Raw genomic sequence first — 25,721 nt, 5'->3', positions numbered from 1 at the left:
GAGAAATAAAATGGACAATTATCCGGTATGGGGACTTTTGATTGCTTTCAACGGAGCGACTATATTTCTTCTGCGCTCCGTATTCACAAGCATTGACTACAAATCGATTATGTTGGAGAAGAATATCCAGGACGACAACGGCGTAGCTCCTGTCGAGAGCTACAGTCGTGTAGCCGGCATGCTTGGGGCATCTTTGATGGTTACGCTATTCTGGGGCGCGAGCAACGTCGTCCTCTACTTTGCGATCGTGCGGCCCGATCAGGTTTCTGGAATCGTCACCAGTGTCGGGAATTTTCTTTTCTACGGCGCATCGCTCTTTCTTCCATACGCGGCCAACCAACTGAAGGCGATGTTCCAGAAGCCGGCATGACGACCGCTTGCAGAAATTATAACACGGGGCAGCCTTTTCGAAGAAGGCTGCCGGGCAAATGGGGGACAAAGAGATGGGACTTCAACCTGTTGACCAACTGGATTTTAGGATCAGTTCGAATATCGTCCTGACAAGACGCGGCGAAATCGGCTTTCTTCAAACAGACAACGCTCTCTTCACGGAATTTTTTAAAGATCTGCCCAATGCGAACAAGTTTGCTGCGGCCTTTGCGGGATCCCTATCGCGTTCCCGCAGCAGCTTCGAAGTCCTTTCGCGCTCACGGTCCCGCTCGCGGTCAAGATCGCGATCGCGATCACGTTCGAGATCAACTGCGCAGGTGGAGCGCGGCGGCGGCGCAGTCGGCGAGGTTCTCGCGTCCTGGGACGTCGTGAGGCGGCTTTACGCTGCGGGGATGTTGGACGGGACTTACCCTTTCGAGGCCCTGCAGATAAAACCGCCGCCGGGTCCGTCGGAAACTGCCGCCGAAATTGCAGCGCTTCACGTTAACCAACTGAGCCTTGTCAACGATCGCGCCAGGCAGGAAGAGATCCTGTCGCAGGCCGACACATCCAATCTGTCGGACATCTTTGCCCCTCTCGGCATCGAAAGCGGCGGGTTCGACAGTACTGAGAGGCTGATCGAACTGATCCTGCAGGTCGCCGAGCGCGTTGGCTATTTTTACAAGGCCGTCTTCAATCGCCAGCGACCGAACCAGGTGGATTCCCGGTTGAGGCCATTCATCCCCGTTCCGCCTCATGCGGCATTTCCAAGCAACCATTCGTTTCAAATGTTCTGCATCGCCGAGGTTCTCACGCGCCTGATACCGGAACATCCCGGCACAACCGAACTGTTCTTCGTTGCCGAGCGCGTCGCCGAAAACCGTGAGCACGCGGGGCTACATTACCGTTCGGATACGGAGGCCGGCCAGGCTCTGGCCAGGCAGTTCGCACCGTTTTTCATCAATTTGTGCAGCCGCGAGATGCGTCAAGCTCTCCTGGAATGGCACTGAGGGAGGGGAGCTATGGAACCGGACACTGCACCAGGACAGGAGCGGACCGAGTCCCCTCTTTTCTATCTCTGGCATCTTGCCAGCATCGGCTTGCTCGACGCGCAAAGACCAGGCGTTGTGCCGCCAATCTGGTCAAAGGGCCTGCCTGAGAGCCGGGTCGCCATTATCGACAGTGGCTGCACATCGAGGCATCCAAATCTGCCAGCTGGCTGCATCGAAGCCCGGCTGGACGTGGCGGTGTCGACCGATGGAGTAGTCTATCGCGAGGAGGACCGGCGCGCCGCCCGGGATGGCTGGCAGAACCTTGAAGCGACGATGGCTCCAATATTGAAAACGATCGCCGACGACGCCGTTCGCGACGATATTGCCCGGCGCATCAAGGCGATGTCCGAAGGGGAGCCCCGGCTTGTCAACGCTGCCGATCCGGCAGAGCGTTTTGCCGGACACGGCACCTCTTGCGCCGGTCTTATAGCAGGCCGGACACTGAAGGAGCCGCCGGCGGGGTCGGCGCCTGCGCTCGATGGCGCCGTTTTGCCGTACTTTGGCGTGAATCCGTTTGCGACGATTATTCCGGTCGCCACCCCCTACAGCCATGAAATCGCTCCACTTGTCACCGCGCTTCTGCACGCAGTCGCCTGTCGCGCCGATGTCATTCTGCTGCCGCGATCGGTGAACGATCTCGGCAGGTTGGCCAGAGGGAAGAACGCGTCTGGGACGGGTGTTCGCATGACGCGGTTCGACGACGACGAGGCGTTGGCCACCGACAAGAAGATCTTTGAGCATCTCCTGGCAGCGATCGCAGCGGATCGTCCGGTCATTCTCGCGGCCGGGAATGACGGAATGGCCGAACCGGCCTATCCCGCGGCATTGGCGACTGCGACGGACGCACCCTTCGGAGCGACATCTCTGATCGTTGTTGGCGCGGGCAATCAGCTGGGGTGGCGTTCCGCCTACTCGAGCGGCACCTACGCTTCAGGCGTCACGATCTACGGCCCGAGTGACGACGAGGCTATGATCACCGACCAGGTCGTACGAATTGACCTCGCCGCTGAGATGGGCAGCGCAATTGCCAGGTCGGTTGGGCCAGCACGTGCGAAGGCCGGAGCCGAATATTCACCCTTCAGTGTTCTGGCGATTGACGTACCTGCCCGCCTGGCCGGCGATGCGGACGTCATCGACGAAACAACACCCCTGCCGACCGGGCTTCTCTATACCCGCTTCGGCGGAACCTCGGCCGCATCGGCGCTGATTGCAGGTCTGGCTTCGTTGATTCAAGCGAAGGCACTTGCCGACAGCAGCAAACGACACTCCGGCAGCCAATTGCGCGAGCTGCTGCTGAGCAAACGTCCAGCTGAACTGGTGCTTACCTCATCAGGCTCGTCGCGCTCGAAACTTAATAAGGGAGACCAGCCATCCCCTTACGTCCAGATCAGCGACGTCGTGCCAAACAAACCATGAAGGCACGACTGTAAGTCGCGATTATTTGGAGGCAAGCATGGAAGACGGCACAGAGAAGGCAACGGCAACGGCCGACCCGAGATCTGTATTCCCCGGCTCTGGGAGGCAATGTCCGAAATGTGACGAGCCGATCTCCTTAAAAGCCATTCGATGCCCTCACTGCCTGGCAGATCTCGGTAGAGGGGCAACCAGATGGCAAAAGGTGACACTTGGTGCAAAACTCGTACGCGACTGGATCGGGTTTCCTGCGGCAGTGGCTGCGCTATTAACTGCATTCTTCACCCCGACGGTCGCTGCCATGCTGAGTTGGTTCGACCAAGACAGAGCCTATGTGACGGCCGAGCTATTTAATCCCGACATTGTCAATGTAGGTTTAGACGATCGCGGAGTGAGCGACCAAACGGACAGGGTGACGCAATACATCCCTTTGATACGCGTCGGCGGAAAGAATACCGGCTATTCTACCGCCTCGATCAGATCGAATTTTCGCTGCGCATTGCAGACCTCCGACGGCGCCGGCATGGACTATTATTTCGACTTCTATGACATTCAATCCCAGAGGAAGTTTTTTCCAACCTTGGACGCCGGACAGTCGATCATCACTTTCGGAAAGCTTACCGGTTCTCAAGAACACGATTCAGCTACGGGTATGAATACCTGTGAATTTTCTTATGTTGACCGGTACGGCCCGCGGCCCCCTTACATCGTGTCACTTTCCGACCGCGCAAGGTCAGAGATTGCAGGGCTCGCAATCGGAGATGAGCAAGCGGAACTACAGTCGCAATTCTGTGCTGGAATGGTGACGCAGATGCGGCTGAGCGACAAAACCATAGCCGACTGTGTAAACGACACACATGCAATCGCGATTGAGCCGATATATTTGTGGAAAAGCGCGGTCGCACGCGCAATGCAATTCTCAACGGCGTTCGGCACGATGACCGGCCAGCAGTCGAAACGTGCCGCGGGCGCTATCCTCGTCTGTAACGACAGCCCAGACAACTGCAAGCAGACAGATGCGAACATGTTGTCCGAAATGGACACGGCACTTAGTCGCTTCCAGCCGCCCATAACAACTTGGTTCTGCAGTTCAAAGCCAGGACTATCTTTGGCGGACTGCACACGGCGTGATTTCCCTCTTCCCTGAGCCGGCGTTCCATCTGAGCGATCCGTTCCACGAAACGTCAGCACAGAACAAGTGATTGAGTTTGACTGCCAACGTTCTCGCGCGGCTCCGTTTCTCGATCAGTCCGCAGTGAGCACGACCTTGACACTCTGTGAACGGTCGGCGGCAAGTCGGAAGGCATCGGGGGCGCAAGAAAGCGTGCGCTCCGCTGTCATCAGCTTCAGGACGTCCACCTCCCCCGAAACGATGAGATCGACCGCCCGGCCGAACTCCGTGCCGAAGCGGAATGTGCCTTTGAGGTCGATCTCCTTGGCCATCACTGCATTGGCAGGCAGCGGAATCTGGCCGCCGGGAAGATTGCCGACCTGGACCACCGTGCCGCCACGCCGGACGCTTGCGATTGCTGCGGCAAGGCCGGCCGTGGTGCCCGAAATCTCGAACGCCACATCAAGCGAACCGCCGGCAGCAAGCGCCTGGAGTTCGGCGTCGCCGCCGGAAAGGTCGATCGTCCTGTCGGCGCCCAAACTGCGGGCGAAGGCGAGCGGAGCGGCGGCGATATCGGCGACCGTAAGCTCAGCGCAGCCGGCAAGCCTGGCCGCAAGCATGGCCAAGAGACCGATGGGGCCGGCACCAAACAGGATGACGTTGCGGCCCCTGATGTCGCCCGCCCGCGCGATGGCGTGCAGGCTGACCGCCAGCGGCTCGGCAAGTGCGGCCGCCTGGTAGGCCACATCAAATGGAACCTTGAAACATTGCGCGGGCGTGGCGTCGAACAGACTGGCGAAGCCGCCCTGCATATGTGGCGTCTTCGATGCCGAACCCATGAAGTAGATGTTTTCGCAGAGATTGGCGCGCTCTTCCAGGCATCGCGCGCAATGCCCGCACCAGCGCGACGGATTGACCGCGACGTGGTCGCCGACGCCCAGACCGGGCGCGGCGCCGTTGATCTCGACGATTTCGCCGGAGATTTCGTGGCCGAGGACAAGCGGCGAGGTGACGACGAAGTCGCCGGTGCGGGCGTGGCGGAAGTAATGCAGGTCGGAGCCGCAGATGCCTCCCGCGCCGAAACGCACCCGCACCATGCCTGGCGCCAGCGGTCCCAGCGGATGCTCCACGATACGCAGGTCCTGCGGGCCGAACAGCGTTGCGGCAATCACCTGGCCGCTCACCGGATCAGGCCCATCTCGGTCGGCAGCCAAAGCGTGATGGCCGGTACGAAGGTGATCAGAAGCAGCGCCACTATAAGCGGCACCAGCCAAGGCAGGATCGCCATGGTGGTGCGCTCGACCGAGAGCTTGGCGACGCGCGACAACACGAACAGCACCATGCCGAGCGGCGGGTGCAAAAGCCCAATCATCAGGTTGAGCGTCATGATCAGCCCGAAATGCACCGGGTTGATGCCGTAGACGGCGGCGACCGGCAGCAGGATCGGCACCAGAATCGTGATCGCGGCGATCGTATCGAGGAAGCAGCCGACCACCAGCATCAGGATGTTGACCAGGATCAGGAAGACCCACTTGTTTTCGGTGAGCGCGAAAATGAAGTTCGAAAACAGCTGAGCTGCCTGGCTGACGGTGAGCAGCCAGGCGAAGATCGATGCGGCGGTAACGATGAACAGCACCGACGCGGTCGTTTCGATCGTGTCGAAGCTGGCCTTGGCAAGCAAACGCAGCGTCATCGTGCGGTAGCGCACCAGCCCGAGGAAAAGCGACCAGATCACAGCCGCCATCGCCGCTTCGGTCGGCGTGAACCAGCCCATCGTCATGCCACCGATCAGGATGACCGGCGTCATCAGCGCCATGACCGCAGAGAAATCGAAATACCAGTCCGCCACGATCAGCACCAGCAGCGCTATGCCGACCGCGATATTGATCGACAGGCCAAGCTGCACCAGCACATAGCAGCCAATCGGAAAGGCAGCCACCACCAGCACCTCGCCCGCCGCTTCGGCCAGCCGCCGAAGCTCGAAGGATGTGTCGGAGCCCCAGCCGCGCCTGTAGGCGAAGATGGCGACCGTGATCATCATCAGCACGGTCATGACCACGCCGGGCAGGATGCCGGCCATGAACAGCGCACCGATCGAGACATTGGCCATCATGCCGTAGATGACGAAGGGCAGCGAGGGCGGAAAGATCGGCCCGAGCGTGGCGGAAGCGGCGGTGACGCCAACCGCGGCGTCGATAGGATAGCCGTGGTCCTTCATCGCCTTGATCTCGATAGTGCCGATACCGGCGGCGTCGGCGAGCGCGGTGCCCGACATGCCGGAAAAGATCACCGATCCGATGATGTTGACCTGCGCCAGGCCGCCTTTCATCCAGCCGACCAGGGCAAGGGCGAACGAATAGATGCGCCCGGTGACGCCGGCGATGTTCATGAGGTTGCCGGCCAGGATGAAGAAGGGCACGGCGAGCAGCGGAAAGCTCTCCACCCCGGCAATCATGCGCTGGGCCGCGATGATATCGGGCGCCACGCCGTAGATGACGAGGTAAAGGATCGAGGCGGCCGCCATCGAAACGGCGACCGGCACGCCGATGAGCATCAGGACAAGAAAGCCCCCGACCAGAAGCAGCATCGCTCAGACCCCCGCCGTCTCGAACGCACCGGGACGCTCGAGCACCGAATAGCCGCGCCGGTAATTGCCGATGAAGACCTGGATCGAGCGCAGAAGCATCAGCACGAACCCGGCCAGTACGGCGTAGAAGAACCAGCGCCGCGGCAGGTTGACGGTGACCATGCGCTCATGCGCCACGATCGTGACGTAGCGCCACATCAGCCAGGATCCGTAGGCGAAGAATGCGATGCGGATAACATCGACGGCGAGCGCCAGCCAGCGGCCGACGCTCTCCGGCAGATAGTGGTAAAGCACGTCGACATGGATATGGCGCGAAAGGCGCACGCACATGGCGGCGCCGAGAAAAACGACGACGACGAGCGCGTTGATGGCGATCTCCTCGGTCCACGCAAAGCTGTTGTTCAGCGCATAACGGGTGAAGAACTGCAAGAAGACACAGGCGACCATGCCCCAGAACACGGCAAGCGTGACCCAGTCCTCGATACCGTGGTCCGACAGGTCGACGCGTATCGGCACCTCCTCGAAGGCGTGCGCAATCTCTTCGACGGTGATCTCGGTGTGGTGTTCCTCGGCCATTGGCGCGGGCTCCCGAAGCTGGTGGGTCGTCAAGGATTGAAAGGGCCGTCCGGCGCAATTTGGAGCCGGACGGAAGGGCAGGTTAAAGCGGCGAATCCGATTGCCGCCCTATCCTCTTGATTGAGCATCCGATTTGCCGGTGCCCTATTTGATGGCGCGGATCGCTTCCCAATCGGCCTTGTTGTAGCCGAACTCCTCGAAGGTGACCTTCTCCAGCACATTCTTCTCGAAGTCAGCACGGTCGACATCGGTTACGCTGATGCCGCGGTCCTTGAATACCTGCACCAGTTCCTTTTCGCGGGCGACGATCTTTGCCGTGGCGCGGGCGGCAGCCTCCTGCATCACCTCGGTGAAGATCTTCTTGTCCTCGTCGGAAAGCGAGGCCCAGCGCGACGCCGATATGATGGTGTTGAGATGATCGACAATATGGCCAGTGAGCACGATGTTCTTCTGCACCTCGTAGAATTTCTTCGCCTCGATGGTGGTCAGCGGGTTCTCCTGGGCCTCGACCGTGCCGTTCTGCAGAGCCAGATAGACCTCGGCGAAGGCAATCGGCGCCGTGTTGGCGCCGCAGGCACGCGGCATGGCCAGATAGGCCGGCACGTCGGGAACGCGCATCTTCAGGCCCTGCATGTCGGAGCACTTGGCGATCGGCCGGTTCGAGGTGGTCTGCCGCGTCCCGTAATAGGTGGTGGCGGCGATGTGATTGCCGGTCTTGTCCTCATAGCCCTTGGTCAGGGCCTTGTAGACGTCGCTCTTGGTGTATTTCAGCAGATGGTCGGCATCGCGGAAAGTGTATGGGAAATAGGTGACGCCGATCGGTGGATATTCGCGCGCCGCGAAGCTCGATCCGGAAATGATGATATCGACGGTGCCGAGCATCAGGCCCTGGTTGATGTCTGCTTCCTTGCCGAGCTGCGAGGCCGGATAGACGTCGATGGCGTAGCGGCCCTGGGTGCGCTTCTTGATCTCGTCGGCAGCCCACACGGATTCGGTGTGGAAGGGCTCCGTCGTCTCGTAGACATGCGCCCATTTCAGGACCGTTTCCGCCGAGGCCGACGCCATGGGTATGGCAATTGCGGCGATCGCACCGAGCAGAACTGCGTATTTTCTCAGCATCTAATTCCTCCCTGGTTGAACTTGACGGCCGGATCTCCCCCCGGCCAACTGCTATTCCGCAACCTCCTTGGCTGCGGCTCTCTCATCGAAATTGCGTGAGAATCTGATTTGCGACTGGCGCAGATGCTGCTGCATGGCGGCCTTGGCCCGCTCGGGGTCGCGCGCGGCAATTGCATCGCGCACGGCACGATGTTCCTTTGCCGCGACCTGCCAGGAATCGCTGGTCTCGAAATAGATCGACAGGCGTTCGAAGTACGGGTTCATGCGCTGGTCGAAAAGCTCGCCGATGAAGCGCACCAGCACCGCGTTCTCGAGAATGCCGGCGACAGCGGTGTGGAATTCCCGGTCGAGCGCAATGGTCATCTTGTTGGGGTGACGCATGGCCTCCATCCGGCGCAGCACGTCGTCGAGCCGTTCGATATCTGCAGGCCGGACATGGAGGGCCGCTTCGGCGGCGATCGCGCCTTCGACGAATTCGCGCGCGCGCAACAGCTCGAACGGGCCTTCCTCGACTTCGGGTTCGGAGGCGGCGGCGCTCGGCGGATCGGTGACGTAGATACCCGAGCCGACGCGGATGCGTATGCGGCCTTCGACCTCCAGCGCTATCAGCGCTTCACGGACTGTCGGGCGGGAAATTCCGAGCTGGTCGGCCAGATCCCGCTCGGTCGGCAGGCGGTCGCCGACGGAAAACTCGCCGGCATCGATCAGCTGCCTGAGCTGATCGGCGACCTGTCGGTAAAGCCGGCGTGGTTCAACGGCCTGGATCGGCATGAGCGTTTAGTTCCCTCCCGGGCCAACCCTGGTACATTGGTCTGACCCATTGACCGCAGCTTAGACAGAGGATGCGGAGAGTCAAGCTCGATAGAACCGCGGCCCGCACAACCGGAACGCGGCGGCACTGCGCAAGCATTGCATGCGTCAGCGCCGTCCCCCGCGAATGACCAGTACGTTTCCGGCGGCGACGAGGACGAGCCCGATGATCGCGTACGCAGTCCAGGCATAGCCTTCCAGCGCCGTGGAGATCAAAAGCGCAAAGACGGGAAATATGACAGTCGCATAGCCGGCGCGGGCGCCGCCAATGCGTCCGAGCAGCGTCAGGTAGGCGGCGAAAGCCATGACCGTCGATATGACGGCGAGGAAGACCAGCGAGCCGATATAAGAGGCAGTCGTCGCGAACACGAACGGCTCACCGAGCAGGAAGGCCAGGAACGCCGACCAAAGAGTGCCATAAAGCATGCCCCAGGCGCTCGTTGAAACGAGCGGCAAGCCGCGGCGCTGGTTTGCGACGGAGACGAGATTGCCGGCGCAGAAGCTCAGCGTGCCGCAGAGGCACAGAAGAAGGCCCACCAACGTACCGCCGGAAAGCCCGTTGGCAGCGATTTCGGGAAAGAACATCAGCGCTATTCCGGCGAAGCCGATGATGCCGCCGGCGAGAATGCGCGGCGCCGGGCGCTCGCCGATGACCAAGGCACCGAGCAGCATGTTGATGACCGAGGCGAGCGAGAAGACGACCGAGAGCAAGCCGCTGACGAGATAGCCGGCGCCATAATAAAAAAACAGGAAGTTCGACGAGAAGATGAGGATGCCAAGCACAGCAAAGCGCAAATGATCGGTGATCGAAAAGCGGAGCCGCCGGCCGGAAAAACCTGCCCAGGCAAACATCAGCAGCGTGGCGATGGCGAAGCGCCAAACCAGATTGACCTCGTTCGACACGCCGCTGCCGACCTGAAGCTCGATCGCGAACCACGATGCGCTCCAGGCAATGACCGTCAGCGCGTAAAGCCCGTAGTCGACGGGTTCGAAGGGGCGGTCGCGCGTCGCCATGCGCATTTCCGCGTTAGCCGGCTCCGGGGCGTCGTTTGGTTCTCTGGTTACCGACATGCTGGCCAAGACGCTTCCGCTCACAAGACGTTTACAGACCAACCGCCCGCCTTCGCCGCTTCTGACCCCAGACGACGAGACCGAGCAACAGCAGAGCCGGAATGGCGAACCAATAGCGCGACGTCCGTTCCGCAGGGACTAGCACCTGGTTGATTTCGTCGCCGGGCTGCAGGCCGAATTTGGCCGCCTGGCTGCCCAGTCGCACGACGCCGACCGTCACGCTATCGCCAAGCGCACTGACGTCCAGGCCCGCCGCCTTCAGGCGTTCGGCCGATGAATTTGCAGGCCCGAGCTGCAGTCGAACCAGCTTCGATATCTCATCGCCGTTGAGGTTCAGTGTCGTCAGGCGCAAGCGAACCGCGCCTCCCTCGGCGGTCTCGTCGACGATACGGCTGAGTTCGGTGGCGGGTACTGCCCGATACGGTTCACTCACCTGATCGAGCAACAATCCCGGCCTGAACAAGATGAAACAGGCCGCAAGCAACGCAATCGTCTCGTACCAGCGGTTGCGCACGAGCATCCAATTCTGCGTCGCTGCTACAAACGAGACCATGGCCAGCGTCGATGTCACCACCATCGCGACGAAATCGAACGGACCTTCGAGATCGATCATCAGCAGTCCGGTGTTGAAGATGAAGATGAACGGCAGCAGGCCGGTACGGATCTCGTACTTGAAGCCCTGAATGCCGGTCTTCACCGGATCGGCGCCGGAAATTGCCGCAGCAGCATAAGCCGCCAGGCCCACTGGCGGCGTCACGTCCGCCATCAGCCCGAAATAGAAAACGAACATGTGGACGGCGACCAGCGGCACGGCAAGATCGTTCTGCGCCGCCAAATCGACGATGACCGGCGCCATCAAGGTGGCGACCACGACATAGCTTGCAGTGGTCGGCATGCCCATGCCGAGAATGATGCAGATCACCGCGGTGAACAAAAGCATGACGATGAAGCTGCCGCCCGAGATGAATTCGACCAGCTCGGTCATTACCAGCCCGATGCCCGTGAGCAGAACCGTGCCGACGATGATGCCGGCCGTCGCAGTGGCAATGCCGACCGTCGTCATGTTGCGTGCGGCGGCGGACAGCCCACCGACCAGATCGTCGAAACCGTGAAGCCAATGCTGCGCCAGCGCGCGGTCCTTGCGGAAAAAGGCGGTGAGCGGCCGCTGCGTGACGATCAGTGCCATAAGGGCGACAGCGCCCCAGAATGCCGACAGGCCGGGCGACAACTCCTCCACCATTAGGCACCAGATCAGCAGGATCACAGGCAGCAGAAAATGTAGGCCGGTGCGCGCCGTCTCGCCGAAGTGGGGAATCCTGACGATCTCGCCCTCCAGATCCTCCAGCGGCAGGTCGGGATAACGCGCCCGGTAGGCGACAAGGCCGATGTAAACGGCGATCAGCGCGGCAGTGATCATCCAGGTCGCGGCCGCGCCGAAAACGATCTTCGTCCAGCCAATGCCGTAATAGACAAGCCCTGCGAGGATGATGAAACCGCATATGCCCATCAGCCCGCGCAGCGCACCCTGAAATGCGGAGTGCGTGCTGCGTGACGGCAGGCCCTTCATCCCCGTCTTCATCGCTTCGATATCGACGATGTAGAACAACGAGCCGTAGGTCAGCAGCGCCGGATAGAAGGCGTGCTTGACCACCTCGGCATAGGAGATGCCGACATATTCCGCGATCAGGAACGCGGCCGCGCCCATCACCGGGGGCATCAACTGACCATTGACGCCGGCCGCGCATTCGATGGCGCCGGCTTTCACCGCAGAATATCCGACGCGACGCATCAGCGGGATGGTGAAGGTTCCGGTGGTCACGACATTGGCGATCGACGAGCCGGAAATCATGCCGGTCAGGCCGGAGGCGACGACACCGGCCTTGGCCGGACCGCCGCGGTATTTGCCGAGCAGCGAGAAGGCAAGCTGGATGAAAAAGCCGCCGGCACCGGCGCGCTCCAGCAATGTTCCGAACAGAACGAACATGAAGACGACATTGGTGGACACACCGAGGGCAACACCGAAGACCCCCTCCGACGTCAGCCACATCTGCGAGGCTGCGCGCGATAACGTCGCGCCCTTGTGGCCGAGCAGGCCAGGAAGGTGAGGCCCGGCGAAGATATAGATCAGCATGATCGCCGCGATGACGGTGATGGCAGGCCCGACGGCGCGACGGGCGGCCTCGAGCAGGATGAGGACGCCGGCGATCGAGACGACCAGGTCAGCCGTAGTAGGAAGGCCCGGCCGATGGGCGATATCGCTGTAAAAGACCAACAGATACAGGGCGGACGCCGCCCCGGCGATGCCTAGCACCCAGTCGGGCAGCGGCACCCGGCTGCGCGACGAGGTCTTGAAGGCCGGAAACGTCAGCATCGCCAGAAACAGGGCGAAGGCCAGATGGATGGAGCGGGCGATGCCGTCGCTGACGACACCAAAATTGAGCATGAACGGAAGGGGCGAGGCATACCAGAGCTGGAACAGCGACCATGCCAGCGATACGCCGAGGATCAGCTTCGCGGTGCGGCCGGTCGGCTTGCGCCCACCGGTGTCGGCCTCGGCGACGATCTCGCTAAGCTTGTCAATGTCGATAACGGGTTGGTCAGGCCCTGCCGCCCGCTGGCTTTGATCTGTCATCGTTCCCCACAATTATTTGCGATGCGAGGCGCCTGTGGCGCCTCGCATTGAAGGCCTCAGAGCCAGCCCTTCTCCTTGTAATAGCGCTCCGCGCCCGGATGCATTGGCGCCGACAGACCGGTCTTGATCATCTCCTTGGGATCGAGATTGGCGAAAGCCGGATGCAGTTTCTTGAAGTCGTCGAAATTTTCGAAGACCGACTTCACCAGTTCGTAGACCACCTCATCGGGCGTGCTGGCATTCGTCACCACTGTCGCGCGGACGCCGAATGTCGTCACGTCGTCCGGATTGTTGGCGTACATGCTGCCCTTGATGGTGGCGACTGAATAGTACGGATGAGCTGCCAACAGCGCGTCCACTGCCGGACCGGTCAGCGGGATGAGTTTGGCGCCACAGGCCGTGGTCGGATCCTGGATCGCGGCGGAAGGATGACCGACGCCGTAGAAGAAACCGTCGATCTTGTTGTCGCACAGCGCGCTGCCCTGCTCGTCCGCCTTCAGCTCCGCGGCAAGCGAGAAATCGCCGAGCGTCCAGCCCATCTGCTTGAGCAACTCCTCCATGGACGAGCGGGTGCCTGACCCGGGATTGCCGACGTTGAAGCGTTTGCCTTTGAAATCCTCGAATTTGGTGACGCCGGCGTCCGGCCGCGCCAGCACGGTAAACGGCTCGGGATGGACGGAGAACACGGCCCGCAGATCCTTGAACGGCTTGCCGTCGAAATTTCCGGTCCCCTCATAGGCCTGGTACTGGACGTCCGATTGGGTCAAGCCGAAATCGAGGTCGCCGGTCTGGATGGAGTTGACGTTGAAGACCGAACCGCCGGTCGACTCCGTCGAGCATCGGATGCCGGTTTTCTGCCGGTCCTTGTTCATCAGCCGGCAAATGGCGCCGCCGACGGCATAGTAGACGCCTGTGACCCCGCCGGTGCCGACCGTGACGAAGCGCTGCTCGGCTCCGACGGATGGCAGCGCCAGCAGCATGCAGGCCGCCGCGCCGATCAGGGTTTTCATTGAACTGTACATGGTTGCTACCTCTCTGGTGGGTGTCCCGGCCCGTCGCCGATGACGCGTTGGAACTGGTTGAGGCGGTCCGCGTCGTGCGGGTCAGGCCGCTGAAGCGATCGCAGCGTCGATCGCCTCACCGAGCCGTTCGACGATCCGATCGATATCCTGTTTGGAAATGATGAATGGCGGCGCCACAAGCACATGAACGCCCCGCACACCATCAATCGTCCCGGCCATCGGATAAATCATCAGGCCGCGGGCCATTGCTTCGCGCTTGATGCGGGCGTTGAGTTCAAGCCTCTGGTCGAATGGTTCCTTGCTGGCGCGATCAACCACCAGCTCGATTCCCCTAAATAGACCCCGCCCGCGAATGTCGCCGACGTGATGGTGGTTATCGAAGCGTTGGTGCAGGCGTTCGTCCAGCTGCGCGCCCATTGCGCTGACGTTGTCGAGCAGACCGTCACGCCGGATGACCTCCTGCACGGCAAGGCCGGCCGCCGCTGCCATTGGATGGCCCATATAGGTATGCCCATGCTGGAAGAAGCCCGAGCCTTGGGCAAAGGCATCGAAGATATGCCGGCCGAGCAGCACCGCGCCAATCGGCTGGTAGCCACCGCCGAGTCCCTTGGCGATGGTCAGCAGGTCGGGAGCGATGCCGTCCTGCTCGCACGCATGCAGCGTGCCGGTACGGCCCATGCCGCACATCACCTCGTCGAGAATGAGCAGCACGCCGTAGCGGTCGCAAATCGCGCGAATGTGCTTGAAGTAATCCGCGACCGGCGGCACCGCGCCGAGCGTGGCACCCACCACCGGCTCGGCGACAAAGGCGATGACCTCGTCCGGGCCGAGTTCAAGGATCTTGTCTTCGAGCTGCTGGGCGGCGCGCGCCGCATAGGCTTCGTCGCTTTCGCCATGCTTTTGATAGCGATAGGCGTAACAGGGGTCGATATGGTGGGTCTCGATCAGCAACGGCCTGAACTGGGCGCGCCGCCATTCGTTGCCGCCGGTGGCGAGAGCGCCGAGCGTATTGCCGTGATAGCTCTGCCGGCGTGCGATGAGATGGCGCCGTTGCGGCTCGCCTTTCTCGACAAAATATTGCCTGGCCATCTTGAGCGCGGCCTCGACCGCCTCCGAGCCGCCGCTGACTAGATAGACGTGGTCCAAGCCTTTCGGCGCGTCCTCGACCAGCCGATCCGCCAAGCGCTCCGCCACCTCGGTGGTGAAGAAGCTGGTGTGGGCGTAGGCGATGCGGTCAAGCTGGGTGTGCAGTGCAGCGATCACGTCGGGATGGCCGTGGCCGAGACAGGACACGGCCGCGCCGCCCGACGCGTCGATATAGGACTTGCCCTCGGCATCGAACAGTTCGATGCCTTGGCCGCGAATGGCGACCGGCAGCGTCGAGTGGATGGTTCGATGAAGAATGTGTGTCATCGACGGTCCCTCATGGGCATTTTCTTCGGCGGACGTTGGTTCAGATGGGTCTTGAGAGCGGCGCCCTGCTCATCGAAACGTCGCAGCGACTCAACGGCGCCCTCGCCTGCCTGCCCTGCGACAAGAGCACCGAGGACCTCAGCAACGATGAAAGCTGGCGTCATGGTGTGGAAAAAGGACGGGCTGCCGGTCGGCACGACGACTAGGTGATCGGCAAGCAGCGCCAAGGGCGCTACCCCGCTGTCGGTGATCGCAATGACCGGTACGCCGCGGCCGGCAGCGTACTCGACAAGCTCGATGGTGAAGCGCGTGTAGGGCAGGACGCTGGCGGCGATCAGCACGTCGTCCTTGGTCGCATGGGCCAGAGCGTCGCCATCGGTTCCGCCGATGCCGTGCAGCAGCACCGACTTCTCGCCGATCAGCGACAGGATGTAATGCAGATGCCAGGCGACTGCGTGGCTCGAGCGCAGGCCGAGGCAATAGACGCGCCTTGCCGCACTCAGCGCCCTGGCCGTCTCGACCAGACGGTCGATCGACCTGCCTTCGGCGAGATGGGAAAGCTGGCTGGAAATCGAATCCAGAATATCGGCCGCCAGCGCGTGGTCGCCCTTGAGCTTTTGGCTGGCCACCTGAAGGCCCGCCTTGCCGGCGAAACCGATTTCGCCGTCCCGGATCGCGGCGGCGTAGATATCGCGTACCGCCTCGTAGCCATCAAGGCCGAGATGCTGGGCCAGCCGCGTCATCGTCGCCGGCTGCACTCCTGCGTGCCGGGCCTGCTCGCGCATGGACAACAGCGCGACATCATACGGCTTATCAAGGACATAGCGCGCAGCGGACCGAAGCTGCGCCGACATGCCGTCGAAGGCAGTGACGATCTGTCCAGCAAGCTCTTCCTGGTCCATGGATATTGCTAGCTCGCCAGACCAGCGATTGCAACGTCTGTTTCAGTGTGATCAAAGACTGATTCATATGCATCTTGTCACTTACAGAACGTTCCCATGAAGCCGCCCCATGGTCTCGACCGCATCGCCATAGCCGTCGCCCCGAACGGGGGACGTCGCAGCAAGGCCGACCATCCGGCGATTCCGCTGACACCAGCCGAACTTGCGAGGACGGCCGCGGAATGCGCCGATGCCGGTGCGGCTATGATCCACGTTCATGTCCGTGACAGAAGCGACAATCATCTGCTCGACGCCGACGCCTACCGCCAGGCGATCGCCGCCATCCGCGGTGCTGCCGGCGACCGCTTGGTAATCCAGATCACCTCCGAAGCGCTCGGTATCTATTCGCCGGCCCAACAGATGGCCGTCGTACAAGATGTAAAGCCGCAAGCTGTCTCGCTGGCGCTTCGCGAAATCGTTCCTGATGCCGGATCGGAACTCGCCTTTGTGCGCTTCATGGCCTGGCTGCACACCGAGGGGGTTGCGCCGCAGATCATCCTCTATTCGCCCGAGGAGGCCGTCAGGCTTTCGGACATGCAGCAGCGCGGACTGATCCCCTGGGCAAGCATACCGGTTCTCTACGTGCTGGGCCGCTACACGCCGGGACAGACGTCCGTTCCTGCCGATCTCTTGCCATTCCTTGCGGCGAACATGCCGCGCTTCGACCATTGGAGCGTCTGCGCCTTCGGCCGCAACGAAGCGGCGTGCGTGACCGCCGCCGCGTTGCTTGGCGGCCATGTCCGGGTCGGCTTCGAAAACAATCTTTTCCTTCCGGACGGCAGCATAGCCTCGTCCAACGCCGAACTGGCAGCGACCGTCGCACGCATACTCGCCGACTGCGGCGTCAAGATCGCCTCGGCCGCCGAGTTGGCGGCTCAATGGAACGCGCCGTTTCGTTCCATATGACTCCGTTCGTCGTCGTGGCAAACCGAAGCGTGTTTTCGGCGGGCAGGCTCGCGCAAGGCATAGAGAGGCGGCTGCAATGTCATCGCCACGGAAGAACGACGTGTCCCCGCCCGCGGCGCGGCGATTGCAACAACAGTGCCGGTCGTTGTAACCATTCCGGCCGCTTGATTTTGGAGGAGACGCAGCATGGACCGATTCACCGGCGGTTGCCTGTGCGGCAACGTCCGAATTATCGCGTCGGGGCGCCCATACCGGGTCGGCCTTTGTCACTGTCTTGACTGCCGCAAGCATCATGGCGCCCTTTTTCACGCTTCCGCGATTTTTCCTGAGGATGCGGTGACGATCGACGGCGAAACACGCGACTACGCCGGGCGGTTTTTCTGTCCCCGCTGCGGCTCCTCCATTTTCGGACGCACCGCAGACGAAATCGAAGTAAACCTGGGGTCCCTGGATGCGCCTGACCAACTGATGCCAACCTACGAAAGCTGGATCATCCGACGCGAGTCCTGGTTGCCGCCGTTTCCGCTCACGAGACGGTACGAGCGCGATCGTGACGCCACGGGTCGCTTTGAGGAATAGGTCGCACGAACGGTGCCGAGGAGGCAACGACATCAGAACACGGATTTTCAGGGACCGCCTGCTCACGCCGCTAAAATGTGAACTTGCATGTTTACGAGGTGCGCTGCCTTCATCCACATTGCCCAAGGCATTCGTGAGCGCCTAAGGCGACCCGTGACAGCCAAGGCGCCGTTACCTTTTAGAGGAGGACCGCAGGGGATGGGATTCATCGTCGCCGCGATCTTGAAGTAGGCTTTGTACAGAGCGCCGCGTTCAATGCTGGCCGTTTGGGAGGTCACGCCGGAAGACCGGCCTTGCGGAAGCCATCAATGAACTGCTCAAGCAGCGCAGCGTCATGGAATGGCTCTGACGTGGTCCAGTGGCCCGCCGCCTCGAAACGATGATCACAGGCTAGTGGTCGCGGCGACAATCAACCCGCCCAAGACGGCAACATTGATGGTGAAGCCGGTACGAAGCGCTTCGCATTCATCACCGCTGTAGCGCCAGAAGTTGAGCGCCATGAAAGACGCCGCAATGGTGAATACGGCCAAGGCCGCGCCGGGAAAGGGTCCACCAAGGCCCGTTGCTAGGCAAAAGCCGCCTGCAATCTCCAGCACCGATCCGGCCGCGAGAAGAGGCCTGGGAGCAGGAAAGCCCCGCTCGGCCAGGGACGCTGCAACCGCCCGGAACCTGAGGAAATGCTCGGCGCCCGCCCAGATAAAGACGCAGCCGAGCAAAACCAATCCGAGGTGGTGGAAGAACGCGATCATTCCTTGCTGCCGTCCTCGGTGTAAACCGCAAGCTCGTAACCATCCGGGTCCGCGAAATGGAAGCGCCTGCCGCCCGGGAATCCATAGATCGGCCTGACGATCTTGCCTCCCGCCTGCTCGACCCGCTTGACCGTTCCCGGCAAATCATCTGCATAGAGGATGACGAGCGGGCCTCCTCCGGACCTCGCTGGGCCAGCGGCAAAGCCACCTGACAAGCGCCCGTCGTTGAACTCGCAATATTGCGGGCCGTAGTCGGTGAAGGTCCAGCCGAAGGCCTTTCCGTAGAAGTCGCGTGACCGCTGAATGTCTTTCACGTTGAATTCGACGTAGTCGATCCGTTGATCGTTGTTGTTGCTCATGACGCATACCTCTCGTGTGATGTACGACGCCGAAAGATAAGCACGCATCTCGCTTGCCGGATTGAACGAAACGGCCATCGACGTATGAGCCGCACACGGCGCTGCCGATGGCGATGCACGTAGCATCACCCCTCACCTGCCCTCTTCCTTCCGGCCGGAAGAAAACAACCGATTCTTGCAACCGTTCTCGATTGGCAGACGTTGTCGGTCGTGCAGATTCTTGTCTCGAGCGACGGCGGGCGCAGCCACTGCGTCGTAGGTTCACCGCCGGTAGTCCGAAGAGGAGCGAGATGAGCGATCCCGTCCCAGCGCAGGCAACGGGTTCATTTGAGCAACGTCCAGCGTCGGCGCGGCTTCGCGGGAGCTTTGCTTCGGTGTGGGTGCATCGAATGGACCCGGCGGGCTCACCGCCGATCGTCATCATGCCCGACGCAACGATCGATTTGCAATGGATCGGAGGCAGCTTCCGAATTGCTGGCCCTGACAAGGAGCCGCAGACCGAGGTTCTGGCGGCAGACGAGATCGTGATCGGCTTGCGCTTTCATCCTGCCACGGCGGCGGCATGGCTCGGCGTGCCGCAAATCGAGCTTGTCGGCCAGAGGCTGTCGCTCGACGATTTATGGGGAGCGCGAGCCCGGCGCCTCGCCAGCCGCGTGCGCGCTGGTGACAATCTCGAGGATCTGGCCTGCTCGCTCCAACAGGTCGTCGCCGAGGAGGCGGCCTCCCACGCGACAGACGTTCCCATGCAGGCGGCATATCGCTTGATTGAGCGCGGGCCGCCACCCGACGCGCCTCTCATCCCCTGGTTGATGCGCGCGCTCGAGATGAGCGAAAGGACGTTGCGCCGGCGCTTCGACGAGAGCTTCGGCTATGGCCCCAAGACGCTCGACCGTATCCTCCGCTACCAGCGCTTTCTGCGGCTTTCGAGCCAATCGAACAGCGCTACGGCCATCCTGGCAGCCGAGGCGGGCTATTCCGACCAGGCGCATCTTGTCCGCGAGAGCCGACGCCTGACAGGAAGCACCCCGCGACAGATTCATCGGCTGCTGCAGAACGGGTGAAACCTCTCGGCGCGTCCTTCGACTTGGCGGCGCGCTGTTGGCCGTTTTGTTCAAGTCTTCATTGTCGCCCGACTTTATCCTGGTGTCTCCGACAACCAGAGGAGACTGCCATGAAACCGCGCATTTCGGTTTTGACTATCGCTGTCGCCGACCTCGAGAGTTCTCTCGCATTCTACCGCGACGGTCTCGGCTTGCCGACGGAAGGGATCATCGGCCGCGAGTTCGAGCATGGCGCCGTCGCGTTCTTCACGCTGTCCGGCGGGTTGAAGCTCGCGATCTGGGCGCAGGACGACCTCGCCTACGACACCGGCCTCCCCAAGGCGCCGATCAGCTCGACCTCGTTCACGATCGGACACAACGTTGTGCGCCGCGAAGAAGTCGATCAAGTGATGGATGAGGCCGCCCGCGCCGGAGCCGAGATCATCAAGCCTGCCCGGGACACATTCTTTGGTGGGTACGCCGGATATTTCCGCGACCCGAACGGACACCTGTGGGAGGTCGTCTGGAACCCCGCCAACATACCGAGTGAGAATCCTCTTTAAGGGCGGCGCGGGCCTGCAGTCTCGCCGGTGCTGGCAAATTCTGTCGGCACCGGGCGGGCGGCATGCTTTCCCTGGCAACTAGGCAAGTTCGACGGCAGGCCACCGGCACAATCTTAAGCGCTGATTATGTAGCTCTATCCAGATTCGCCTCGCCTGCGTGACGCATCATGCGGCGGAAGCTCATTGAGATATGCGCCCGCCTTATGTGCCCGATGGACTCCCAGTCGCCGATCTCAGCGGCGGCAAGGACCTCTTCCATTTCGCGGCGGAACGCGGTGAATTCCTCGACAAGGCCCAATTGCGGCATCAGCTTCAGGACGACGCGCGCGACCTGAAAATACAGGCGCTCGCTGATCTCGCGCAGTGGCTGGTTGCCGGTCATCGCCGTGAGCTCGTAGAAAAAATCCATGTTGAGGCGCAGGAAAGCGCGCTGGTCGGGATTGAGTATATCGGAATCGCAGCGCGCGATGAGCGCCCGTATCCGGTCGAGGTCGTCCGCCGTGCGCGGGATCGGCGAAAGCTTGCCGACGAGGAGCGCCAGCTCCAGGCGCAGATGATAGACCTGCTGCAATTCCTCGATGTCGACGTCGGTGACGATCGTGCCGACGCCGTGGACGGATTGAACCAGACCCTCGGATTCAAGGCGCGCCAGCACGCGCCGGACCGGCGTGCGGCTGATCTCGAATTCCTGGGCAAGTTCTTCCTCGGAAAGGTGGCTTCCCGGCGCATAATCGAGCAGGCAGATGCGGTCGCGCAATATCCGGTAGATGCGCTCGAACCGCTCCCGCGCGGAGAGCGGGCGCGGCGGCGCGGCGGTCACCGTCGTGGGCGGCTTGGCCTCTGTCTCGATCGTCACCCAGCCTCCAGGACAGCGTGCAGGAATTGCCGTGTCCGCTCGTTCTTGGGAGCACCAAACAGTTCGCTTGGCGGCCCCTGCTCGCAGATCTTGCCTTGATAGAAGAAACAAACGCGGTCGGAAAACTCCTTGGCGAAGCCCATCTGGTGGGTGACCATAAGCATGGTTAGATCATGCTCGCGTCCGATCTGCCTTATCACCTGCAGCACTTCGCCGACAAGCTCCGGGTCGAGCGCCGACGTCACCTCGTCGAACAGCATGATCTTGGGCCGCATGGCCAGCGCCCTGGCGATGGCGACGCGCTGCTGCTGGCCGCCGGAAAGCTGTGACGGATAGTGGTCCTTCTTCTGGGCCAGACCGACCAGCTCCAGCAGCTCGGCCGCTCTTGCCTCGGCGTCCGCCCGCTTCATTCCGAGCACCGTTATCGGCGCCTCTATGCAGTTCTGCATCGCCGTCATATGCGGAAACAGGTTGAACGACTGGAACACCATGCCGATCTTGGCGCGTATCTTGCGGATGTGGGCGAGATCGGCGGGAACAAGCTTGCCGTTCCTCTCCATATGGGTCAGCGGCTCGCCTTCGACCCAGATGACGCCGTCATTGATCGTTTCCAGCGTCATCAGCATGCGCAGTACCGTCGTCTTGCCCGAACCCGACGGACCGATGACTGAGACTTTTTCGCCGCGCGCTATTTCGAGATTGAGCCCGTCGAGAACGGTTAACGTGCCGTAGCGTTTCGATACATTGTCGAAGCGGACCATCGGTTGTTCAGTCATCGGGTGGTCCTCCGGTTGAGCAGCCCTTCGAGGGAGCGGATGAGCGCCGCCGAAACCAGGCTCATGGCAAGGAAAAACAGGCCGACCAGCGTGATCGGCTCGGTGTAGCGGAACGTTTCGGAGCCGATGATCTTGGCGGTCTGCATCAGTTCCATCACGGCGATTGCGGAAAGCAACGGCGTTTCCTTGAACAAGGCCACCAGATAATTGCCGAGCGCCGGAACGATCGGCGGGATCGCCTGCGGAATGATGATGTCGCGGAACGTCGTCCAGGACGAGAGATTGAGCGCGATCGAAGCTTCCCACTGGCCGCGATGGATGTTGTCGAAACCGGCGCGATAGACCTCGGAGCAATAGGCGGCGTAGTGGATGCCGATGGCCAGCACCCCGGCGGTGAAAGCGTCGAGCACGACACCGAATTTCGGAAAGACGAAATAGAGAAAGAATATCTGGATAAGCAGCGGGGTCGAGCGGATCAGCTCGACCAGCACCGAAATCGTCCAGCTGGTCCATGGCACGGCGATGCGGACGACCGCCAGCACCAGACCGAGCGAGGCGGCAAGTGCAAAGCCGATCAGCGTCGCCTCGATGGAAATGACGGCGGCGCGGGCAAGCACCGGCAGGATTTCCAGGGCAAATCCCCAATCCCAGATCATGCCGCCTTCCCCCGCGCCAGTCCGAGCGACGCCCGCCTTTCAAGAAGCCGCATGCCGATGGTCACAACCAGCGACATTGCCAGGTACATCAAAAGAACGAGGGTGAAGATCGGAATGGTCTTGAACGTGTTCTGGTTCATTTGCTGCGCCTTGAAGGCGAGATCCGAAAGCGTGATCAGCGAGACCAGCGCCGTCGATTTCAGAAGCTCGATGAACAGATTGCCCCAGGGTGGGATCATCGCGACAAAGGCCTGCGGCAGGATGATCCGACGCAACATCTGCGGGCGGCTCATGTTCAATGCCGTACACGCTTCCCACTGCCCGCGGGCGACGGACAGGATCGCGCCGCGCACGCACTCCGATCCATAGGCGCCGACATTCAGGCCGAGCGCGAGCACCGCCACCACGAACGCGTTGATCGTGACGCCGAATTGCGGGAGCACGAAAAACAGCCAGAACAATTGCACCAGTGCCGACGTTCCGCGGAAGATCTCGACGTAAACCGTGGCCAGCCATCTGAGCGGCGTCGGGCCGTACATCCTTGCAAGTGCCGCAAGCACGCCCATGACAATTGCCAGCAGGCTGCCGAGGACGGCGATCTCGATTGTCAGGACCGCGCCTTGCAGCAGCCCCGGCATAAACACTTGATATGATTCCTGTGTTGCCAAGGCACCGATCACGACAAGCGCGATGACCAGCATGGCAACGAGCGTACGGATACCCATGCGATTCCCCCAAGGAAAAAGGGCGGCGCTTTCGCGCCGCCAGCAGTTGGGAACCTATTTGCCAGCGCAGAGCTCTGCGGTGGTCTTGTTGGGGAGATAATCCTTGCCGAAGCCGAGTGGCTCGACCAGCGCGATATGCTCCGGCGAACCGAGGAACTTCTTCAGCTCGGCGTTGAAAGCCTCCTGCAGGTCGGTGTCTTCCTTGCGGAAGCCGAAGCCGCCATGACCTTTTACCGATTTGCCGGCGACCTCGCCGAAGGGTTTGGTCGATTCGACGCCGTCGGCTTTCTTGGCCATGTCGGCGATCGAAAGAGCGGTCAGCGCGGCTGCATCGGCGCGGCCCGACTGGACAGCGGCGACCAGGCTTGACTGGTCGGGCAAGGAGACGATCTGCCCGCCGGCAACGCCCGCTTCCTTGGCGAAGCCGCCTTCGACAGCGCCGGCCATCACGGCAAGCTTGAGATCCGGATTGTCCTTGATGCTGGAAAAATCCTTGATGCCTTTCGGATTGCCTTTTGCCACCAGCATAGCCTCGCCGATGCCGTAGGACGGCTCGGAGTAGTTGATCTCGGCGCAGCGCTTCGGAGTGATGAACATGCCGGCGGCGATGATGTCGAAGCGGCCGGCCTTGAGACCCGGAATGAGCGAGCCGAATTCGGTCAAAACACCGTCGACCTGCGGTATGCCCATCTTGGCGAGCACCGCCTTGGCGACTTCAGGGGCCTCGCCGGTCAGCTTGCCGTCTGGCGTGGCGTAACCGAACGGCGCCTCGTTGGCGAAACCGACGCGGATGTAGCCGTCCTTCTTGGCCCGTTCGAGGGTGGTTTCCGCGTGAGCGGACAACGACGTCAATGACGTCGCGGCGAGCGCGATGCAGGCAGCCGCCTTCACGACCATACGGCGCGATATCGATGATTTGAGCATGCTTTTCTCCCATTGGACAACTGTGGATGGTTCCCAGGGCGCGGCCTTCTTCGAGGTCGACGCCTGCTTGATAAGACGTATACAACTGCCCTAGACATTTCGCAAGCAGAGATATAGAAACCATGAAAATTCGACGATAATTCGCAGCTAGCCAGCAAATTGACGTCGAGTTGTGCACAATTTGGCCTAGTTGCCATTTACAAAAGGCAAACGGCGTACCTGGAAGGCAGGATTTCGGTGGCGACCGCGAACGGCTTCGGGACATTCACGCAAGCGGAGTATGGGCAACGCCTCGCCGGCGTGAAGACACGTATGCAAAAAGCCGGCTTCGATCTCATCGTTTGTCAGGATCCCGCCAACATGTGCTGGCTGACCGGCTATGACGGATGGTCGTTCTACGTCCCGCAGTGCGTGCTCGTCCATCTAGAGGAGGACCGGCCGATCTGGTTCGGCAGGGCGCAGGATGCCAAGAGCGCACGCCTAACCACCGGCCTCCCGGAGAAAAACATCGTGCCGTTCTCGGAACGGCTGGTGCAGCAGCCCGTCGAACACCCTTATGACGAACTCGCCCAACTGATCCGGTCGCGTGGTTGGGGAAAGGCCCGCATCGGCGTCGAGATGGACGCGCATTATTATACGGCGCGCTGCCACGCCCATCTGGTCCAAGGGCTGCCCGACGCGCACTTCGCCAACAACCACGATCTCGTCAACTGGGCGCGGCTGGTCAAATCCGAAGCCGAGATGGTGCTGATCCGCGAGGCGGGTGCGATCTGCACGCATGCCATGAACCGCGCCATCGAGAAAATGCGGCCCGGTGTGCCTCAGAACCATGTCATTGCCGAAATCTATCACGCGCAGATCATGGGCGTGCCCGGAGCGGGCGGCGACTATGCCGCGATCTGTCCGCTGATGCCCGTTGGCGAGGGCACCAGCACGCCGCATCTGACGTGGTCCGACGCGCCGCTGCCGGACAGCGGCCTCGCCATTCTGGAGATCGCCGGCGTGCGGCGCCGCTATCATGCGGCCCTGACCCGGACGGTGCATTTTGGCCAGCCGCCGCAAGCCATCCTCGACATGGCCAAGGCGATCGTCGAGGGCGTCGACGCTGGCCTCGAGAAGGCGCGCCCCGGCAACACCGCCGAGGAGGTGGAAGCCGCCTGGCAGGCAGTGCTGCAGAGGAACGGGCTGAAGAAGGAAAGCCGCGTCGGCTATCCGGTCGGGCTCGCCTATCCGCCCGATTGGGGTGAACGCACCGCAAGCCTTCGTCCCGGCGACACCACCGAGATGCAGCCCGGGATGTGCTTCCATTTCATGGCCGGCGTTTGGCTCGACGATTTCGGCATCGCCATCTCGGAATCCTTCGTCGTCACGGATCGCGGCGGCGAACGCCTCTGCGACGTGGCGCGCGAACTCGTCGTCATCGACTGACATGGCGGCCGGGAAACCGGCTGCCGAAAAGACCATGCCCGCCA

General features: G+C 61.6%; 26 protein-coding genes. 9 read left to right on the top strand and 17 right to left on the bottom strand.

Translation table 11 applies throughout. From position 1 onward, the window contains the following. Window positions 1–10: 10 nt before the first annotated feature. From NKI70_RS02930 to NKI70_RS02915, 4 genes are all read left to right on the top strand, one after another. Window positions 11–370 carry a hypothetical protein gene (locus tag NKI70_RS02930; protein WP_031213365.1) on the top strand — a complete coding sequence of 120 codons (360 nt, stop codon included), beginning with the start codon at window positions 11–13 and terminating at the stop codon, window positions 368–370. Between the two features lie 73 nt (window positions 371–443). Then, complete coding sequence (locus NKI70_RS02925; RefSeq protein WP_352724156.1) at window positions 444–1,379, top strand: phosphatase PAP2 family protein; 936 nt, start codon at window positions 444–446, stop codon at window positions 1,377–1,379. 12 nt (window positions 1,380–1,391) lie between these two features. Beyond that, window positions 1,392–2,837, top strand: a complete 1,446-nt coding sequence (locus NKI70_RS02920) for a S8 family serine peptidase (protein ID WP_352724154.1) — start codon at window positions 1,392–1,394, stop codon at window positions 2,835–2,837. 37 nt (window positions 2,838–2,874) lie between these two features. Next, complete coding sequence (locus NKI70_RS02915) at window positions 2,875–3,981, top strand: hypothetical protein (protein ID WP_352724152.1); 1,107 nt, start codon at window positions 2,875–2,877, stop codon at window positions 3,979–3,981. A gap of 98 nt (window positions 3,982–4,079) precedes the next feature. On the opposite strand, the gene NKI70_RS02910 is transcribed toward NKI70_RS02915, so the two are convergent. The 10 genes from NKI70_RS02910 to NKI70_RS02865 form a co-directional block, all read right to left on the bottom strand. Continuing rightward, window positions 4,080–5,129, bottom strand: a complete 1,050-nt coding sequence (locus NKI70_RS02910) for an L-idonate 5-dehydrogenase (RefSeq protein WP_352724150.1) — start codon at window positions 5,127–5,129, stop codon at window positions 4,080–4,082. Beyond that, entirely contained in the window at window positions 5,126–6,532 is a 1,407-nt protein-coding gene (locus tag NKI70_RS02905) for a TRAP transporter large permease (protein ID WP_352724148.1), read from the bottom strand. The genes NKI70_RS02910 and NKI70_RS02905 overlap by 4 nt, the downstream gene beginning before the upstream one ends. Window positions 6,533–6,535: 3 nt before the next feature. Continuing rightward, window positions 6,536–7,108, bottom strand: coding sequence for a TRAP transporter small permease (locus tag NKI70_RS02900; protein ID WP_352724146.1), 573 nt, complete (start codon window positions 7,106–7,108; stop codon window positions 6,536–6,538). A 144-nt stretch (window positions 7,109–7,252) separates the two neighbouring features. After that, window positions 7,253–8,227, bottom strand: coding sequence for a sialic acid TRAP transporter substrate-binding protein SiaP (locus NKI70_RS02895; protein WP_023717039.1), 975 nt, complete (start codon window positions 8,225–8,227; stop codon window positions 7,253–7,255). A gap of 51 nt (window positions 8,228–8,278) precedes the next feature. Next, window positions 8,279–8,998, bottom strand: coding sequence for a FadR/GntR family transcriptional regulator (locus NKI70_RS02890; protein ID WP_352452148.1), 720 nt, complete (start codon window positions 8,996–8,998; stop codon window positions 8,279–8,281). Window positions 8,999–9,145: 147 nt separating this feature from the next. Next, window positions 9,146–10,051 carry a DMT family transporter gene (locus NKI70_RS02885; protein ID WP_352635207.1) on the bottom strand — a complete coding sequence of 302 codons (906 nt, stop codon included), beginning with the start codon at window positions 10,049–10,051 and terminating at the stop codon, window positions 9,146–9,148. Window positions 10,052–10,139: 88 nt separating this feature from the next. Continuing rightward, window positions 10,140–12,740, bottom strand: a complete 2,601-nt coding sequence (locus NKI70_RS02880) for a TRAP transporter permease (protein WP_352635209.1) — start codon at window positions 12,738–12,740, stop codon at window positions 10,140–10,142. A gap of 56 nt (window positions 12,741–12,796) precedes the next feature. Next, entirely contained in the window at window positions 12,797–13,750 is a 954-nt protein-coding gene (locus tag NKI70_RS02875) for a TAXI family TRAP transporter solute-binding subunit (RefSeq protein ID WP_352635415.1), read from the bottom strand. A 93-nt stretch (window positions 13,751–13,843) separates the two neighbouring features. After that, window positions 13,844–15,175, bottom strand: a complete 1,332-nt coding sequence (locus NKI70_RS02870; RefSeq protein WP_352635211.1) for an aspartate aminotransferase family protein — start codon at window positions 15,173–15,175, stop codon at window positions 13,844–13,846. Next, window positions 15,172–16,077 (bottom strand): MurR/RpiR family transcriptional regulator, encoded by a 906-nt coding sequence (locus NKI70_RS02865; RefSeq protein WP_023674268.1) that lies wholly within the window; start codon window positions 16,075–16,077, stop codon window positions 15,172–15,174. Before NKI70_RS02865 ends, NKI70_RS02870 begins: the two co-directional genes overlap by 4 nt. Before the next feature lie 96 nt (window positions 16,078–16,173). On the opposite strand from NKI70_RS02865, the gene NKI70_RS02860 reads away from it, so the two are divergent. Beyond that, window positions 16,174–17,022, top strand: a complete 849-nt coding sequence (locus NKI70_RS02860; protein WP_352724144.1) for a beta-keto acid cleavage family enzyme — start codon at window positions 16,174–16,176, stop codon at window positions 17,020–17,022. Window positions 17,023–17,208: 186 nt separating this feature from the next. Then, the gene (locus tag NKI70_RS02855) at window positions 17,209–17,601 is read left to right on the top strand and encodes a GFA family protein (protein ID WP_352571209.1); all 393 of its coding nucleotides are present in this window, start codon (window positions 17,209–17,211) and stop codon (window positions 17,599–17,601) included. A 383-nt stretch (window positions 17,602–17,984) separates the two neighbouring features. Here NKI70_RS02855 and NKI70_RS02850 read toward each other — a convergent pair whose 3' ends face one another. Both NKI70_RS02850 and NKI70_RS02845 read right to left on the bottom strand, forming a co-directional pair. Next, entirely contained in the window at window positions 17,985–18,350 is a 366-nt protein-coding gene (locus NKI70_RS02850) for a DoxX family protein (RefSeq protein WP_352724142.1), read from the bottom strand. Further along, complete coding sequence (locus NKI70_RS02845; protein ID WP_031211108.1) at window positions 18,347–18,709, bottom strand: VOC family protein; 363 nt, start codon at window positions 18,707–18,709, stop codon at window positions 18,347–18,349. The genes NKI70_RS02850 and NKI70_RS02845 overlap by 4 nt, the downstream gene beginning before the upstream one ends. A 290-nt stretch (window positions 18,710–18,999) precedes the next feature. On the opposite strand from NKI70_RS02845, the gene NKI70_RS02840 reads away from it, so the two are divergent. Continuing rightward, window positions 19,000–19,770, top strand: coding sequence for a helix-turn-helix domain-containing protein (locus NKI70_RS02840; RefSeq protein ID WP_031211106.1), 771 nt, complete (start codon window positions 19,000–19,002; stop codon window positions 19,768–19,770). A gap of 110 nt (window positions 19,771–19,880) precedes the next feature. Then, entirely contained in the window at window positions 19,881–20,312 is a 432-nt protein-coding gene (locus NKI70_RS02835) for a VOC family protein (protein ID WP_352644437.1), read from the top strand. 124 nt (window positions 20,313–20,436) lie between these two features. Here the strand turns inward: NKI70_RS02835 and NKI70_RS02830 are convergent, their stop codons facing one another. From NKI70_RS02830 to ehuB, 5 genes are read right to left on the bottom strand one after another with little or no spacing between them, the layout of a single operon-like run. Next, entirely contained in the window at window positions 20,437–21,168 is a 732-nt protein-coding gene (locus tag NKI70_RS02830; RefSeq protein ID WP_023674261.1) for a GntR family transcriptional regulator, read from the bottom strand. After that, window positions 21,165–21,944, bottom strand: coding sequence for an ectoine/hydroxyectoine ABC transporter ATP-binding protein EhuA (gene ehuA, locus NKI70_RS02825; protein ID WP_023717024.1), 780 nt, complete (start codon window positions 21,942–21,944; stop codon window positions 21,165–21,167). Before ehuA ends, NKI70_RS02830 begins: the two co-directional genes overlap by 4 nt. Beyond that, window positions 21,941–22,600, bottom strand: coding sequence for an ectoine/hydroxyectoine ABC transporter permease subunit EhuD (gene ehuD, locus NKI70_RS02820; RefSeq protein ID WP_023674259.1), 660 nt, complete (start codon window positions 22,598–22,600; stop codon window positions 21,941–21,943). The genes ehuA and ehuD overlap by 4 nt, the downstream gene beginning before the upstream one ends. After that, entirely contained in the window at window positions 22,597–23,325 is a 729-nt protein-coding gene (ehuC, locus tag NKI70_RS02815; RefSeq protein WP_023674258.1) for an ectoine/hydroxyectoine ABC transporter permease subunit EhuC, read from the bottom strand. Before ehuC ends, ehuD begins: the two co-directional genes overlap by 4 nt. A gap of 54 nt (window positions 23,326–23,379) precedes the next feature. Then, on the bottom strand, window positions 23,380–24,249 hold the full coding sequence (gene ehuB / locus NKI70_RS02810; RefSeq protein WP_023717021.1) for an ectoine/hydroxyectoine ABC transporter substrate-binding protein EhuB: 870 nt from the start codon (window positions 24,247–24,249) through the stop codon (window positions 23,380–23,382). A gap of 237 nt (window positions 24,250–24,486) precedes the next feature. Here ehuB and NKI70_RS02805 point away from each other — a divergent pair, with 237 nt between their 5' ends. Next, complete coding sequence (locus NKI70_RS02805; protein WP_023674256.1) at window positions 24,487–25,677, top strand: M24 family metallopeptidase; 1,191 nt, start codon at window positions 24,487–24,489, stop codon at window positions 25,675–25,677. Window positions 25,678–25,721: the final 44 nt, after the last annotated feature.

It is taken from the genome of Mesorhizobium sp. M0500 (assembly GCF_040321165.1).
In the GTDB taxonomy this organism is placed as follows: domain Bacteria; phylum Pseudomonadota; class Alphaproteobacteria; order Rhizobiales; family Rhizobiaceae; genus Mesorhizobium.
The sequence above is the reverse complement of the archived record's forward strand: the minus strand, read 5'-3'. Positions and strand labels throughout refer to the sequence as shown.

Excerpts from the sequence above, each read along its gene's own strand:
- NKI70_RS02905 (WP_352724148.1), bottom strand. The coding sequence starts at position 6,532 with ATGCTGCTTCTGGTCGGGGGCTTTCTTGTCCTGATGCTCATCGGCGTG.
- NKI70_RS02870 (WP_352635211.1), bottom strand. The coding sequence starts at position 15,175 with ATGACACACATTCTTCATCGAACCATCCACTCGACGCTGCCGGTCGCC.
- NKI70_RS02900 (WP_352724146.1), bottom strand. The coding sequence starts at position 7,108 with ATGGCCGAGGAACACCACACCGAGATCACCGTCGAAGAGATTGCGCAC.
- ehuD (WP_023674259.1), bottom strand. The coding sequence starts at position 22,600 with ATGATCTGGGATTGGGGATTTGCCCTGGAAATCCTGCCGGTGCTTGCC.
- NKI70_RS02840 (WP_031211106.1), top strand. The coding sequence starts at position 19,000 with ATGAGCGATCCCGTCCCAGCGCAGGCAACGGGTTCATTTGAGCAACGT.
- NKI70_RS02865 (WP_023674268.1), bottom strand. The coding sequence starts at position 16,077 with ATGGACCAGGAAGAGCTTGCTGGACAGATCGTCACTGCCTTCGACGGC.
- NKI70_RS02895 (WP_023717039.1), bottom strand. The coding sequence starts at position 8,227 with ATGCTGAGAAAATACGCAGTTCTGCTCGGTGCGATCGCCGCAATTGCC.
- NKI70_RS02835 (WP_352644437.1), top strand. The coding sequence starts at position 19,881 with ATGAAACCGCGCATTTCGGTTTTGACTATCGCTGTCGCCGACCTCGAG.
- NKI70_RS02855 (WP_352571209.1), top strand. The coding sequence starts at position 17,209 with ATGGACCGATTCACCGGCGGTTGCCTGTGCGGCAACGTCCGAATTATC.
- NKI70_RS02925 (WP_352724156.1), top strand. The coding sequence starts at position 444 with ATGGGACTTCAACCTGTTGACCAACTGGATTTTAGGATCAGTTCGAAT.
- NKI70_RS02845 (WP_031211108.1), bottom strand. The coding sequence starts at position 18,709 with ATGAGCAACAACAACGATCAACGGATCGACTACGTCGAATTCAACGTG.
- NKI70_RS02875 (WP_352635415.1), bottom strand. The coding sequence starts at position 13,750 with ATGAAAACCCTGATCGGCGCGGCGGCCTGCATGCTGCTGGCGCTGCCA.
- NKI70_RS02850 (WP_352724142.1), bottom strand. The coding sequence starts at position 18,350 with ATGATCGCGTTCTTCCACCACCTCGGATTGGTTTTGCTCGGCTGCGTC.
- NKI70_RS02860 (WP_352724144.1), top strand. The coding sequence starts at position 16,174 with ATGAAGCCGCCCCATGGTCTCGACCGCATCGCCATAGCCGTCGCCCCG.
- ehuA (WP_023717024.1), bottom strand. The coding sequence starts at position 21,944 with ATGACTGAACAACCGATGGTCCGCTTCGACAATGTATCGAAACGCTAC.
- NKI70_RS02930 (WP_031213365.1), top strand. The coding sequence starts at position 11 with ATGGACAATTATCCGGTATGGGGACTTTTGATTGCTTTCAACGGAGCG.
- ehuB (WP_023717021.1), bottom strand. The coding sequence starts at position 24,249 with ATGCTCAAATCATCGATATCGCGCCGTATGGTCGTGAAGGCGGCTGCC.
- NKI70_RS02885 (WP_352635207.1), bottom strand. The coding sequence starts at position 10,051 with ATGGCGACGCGCGACCGCCCCTTCGAACCCGTCGACTACGGGCTTTAC.
- NKI70_RS02890 (WP_352452148.1), bottom strand. The coding sequence starts at position 8,998 with ATGCCGATCCAGGCCGTTGAACCACGCCGGCTTTACCGACAGGTCGCC.
- NKI70_RS02915 (WP_352724152.1), top strand. The coding sequence starts at position 2,875 with ATGGAAGACGGCACAGAGAAGGCAACGGCAACGGCCGACCCGAGATCT.
- NKI70_RS02920 (WP_352724154.1), top strand. The coding sequence starts at position 1,392 with ATGGAACCGGACACTGCACCAGGACAGGAGCGGACCGAGTCCCCTCTT.
- ehuC (WP_023674258.1), bottom strand. The coding sequence starts at position 23,325 with ATGGGTATCCGTACGCTCGTTGCCATGCTGGTCATCGCGCTTGTCGTG.
- NKI70_RS02880 (WP_352635209.1), bottom strand. The coding sequence starts at position 12,740 with ATGACAGATCAAAGCCAGCGGGCGGCAGGGCCTGACCAACCCGTTATC.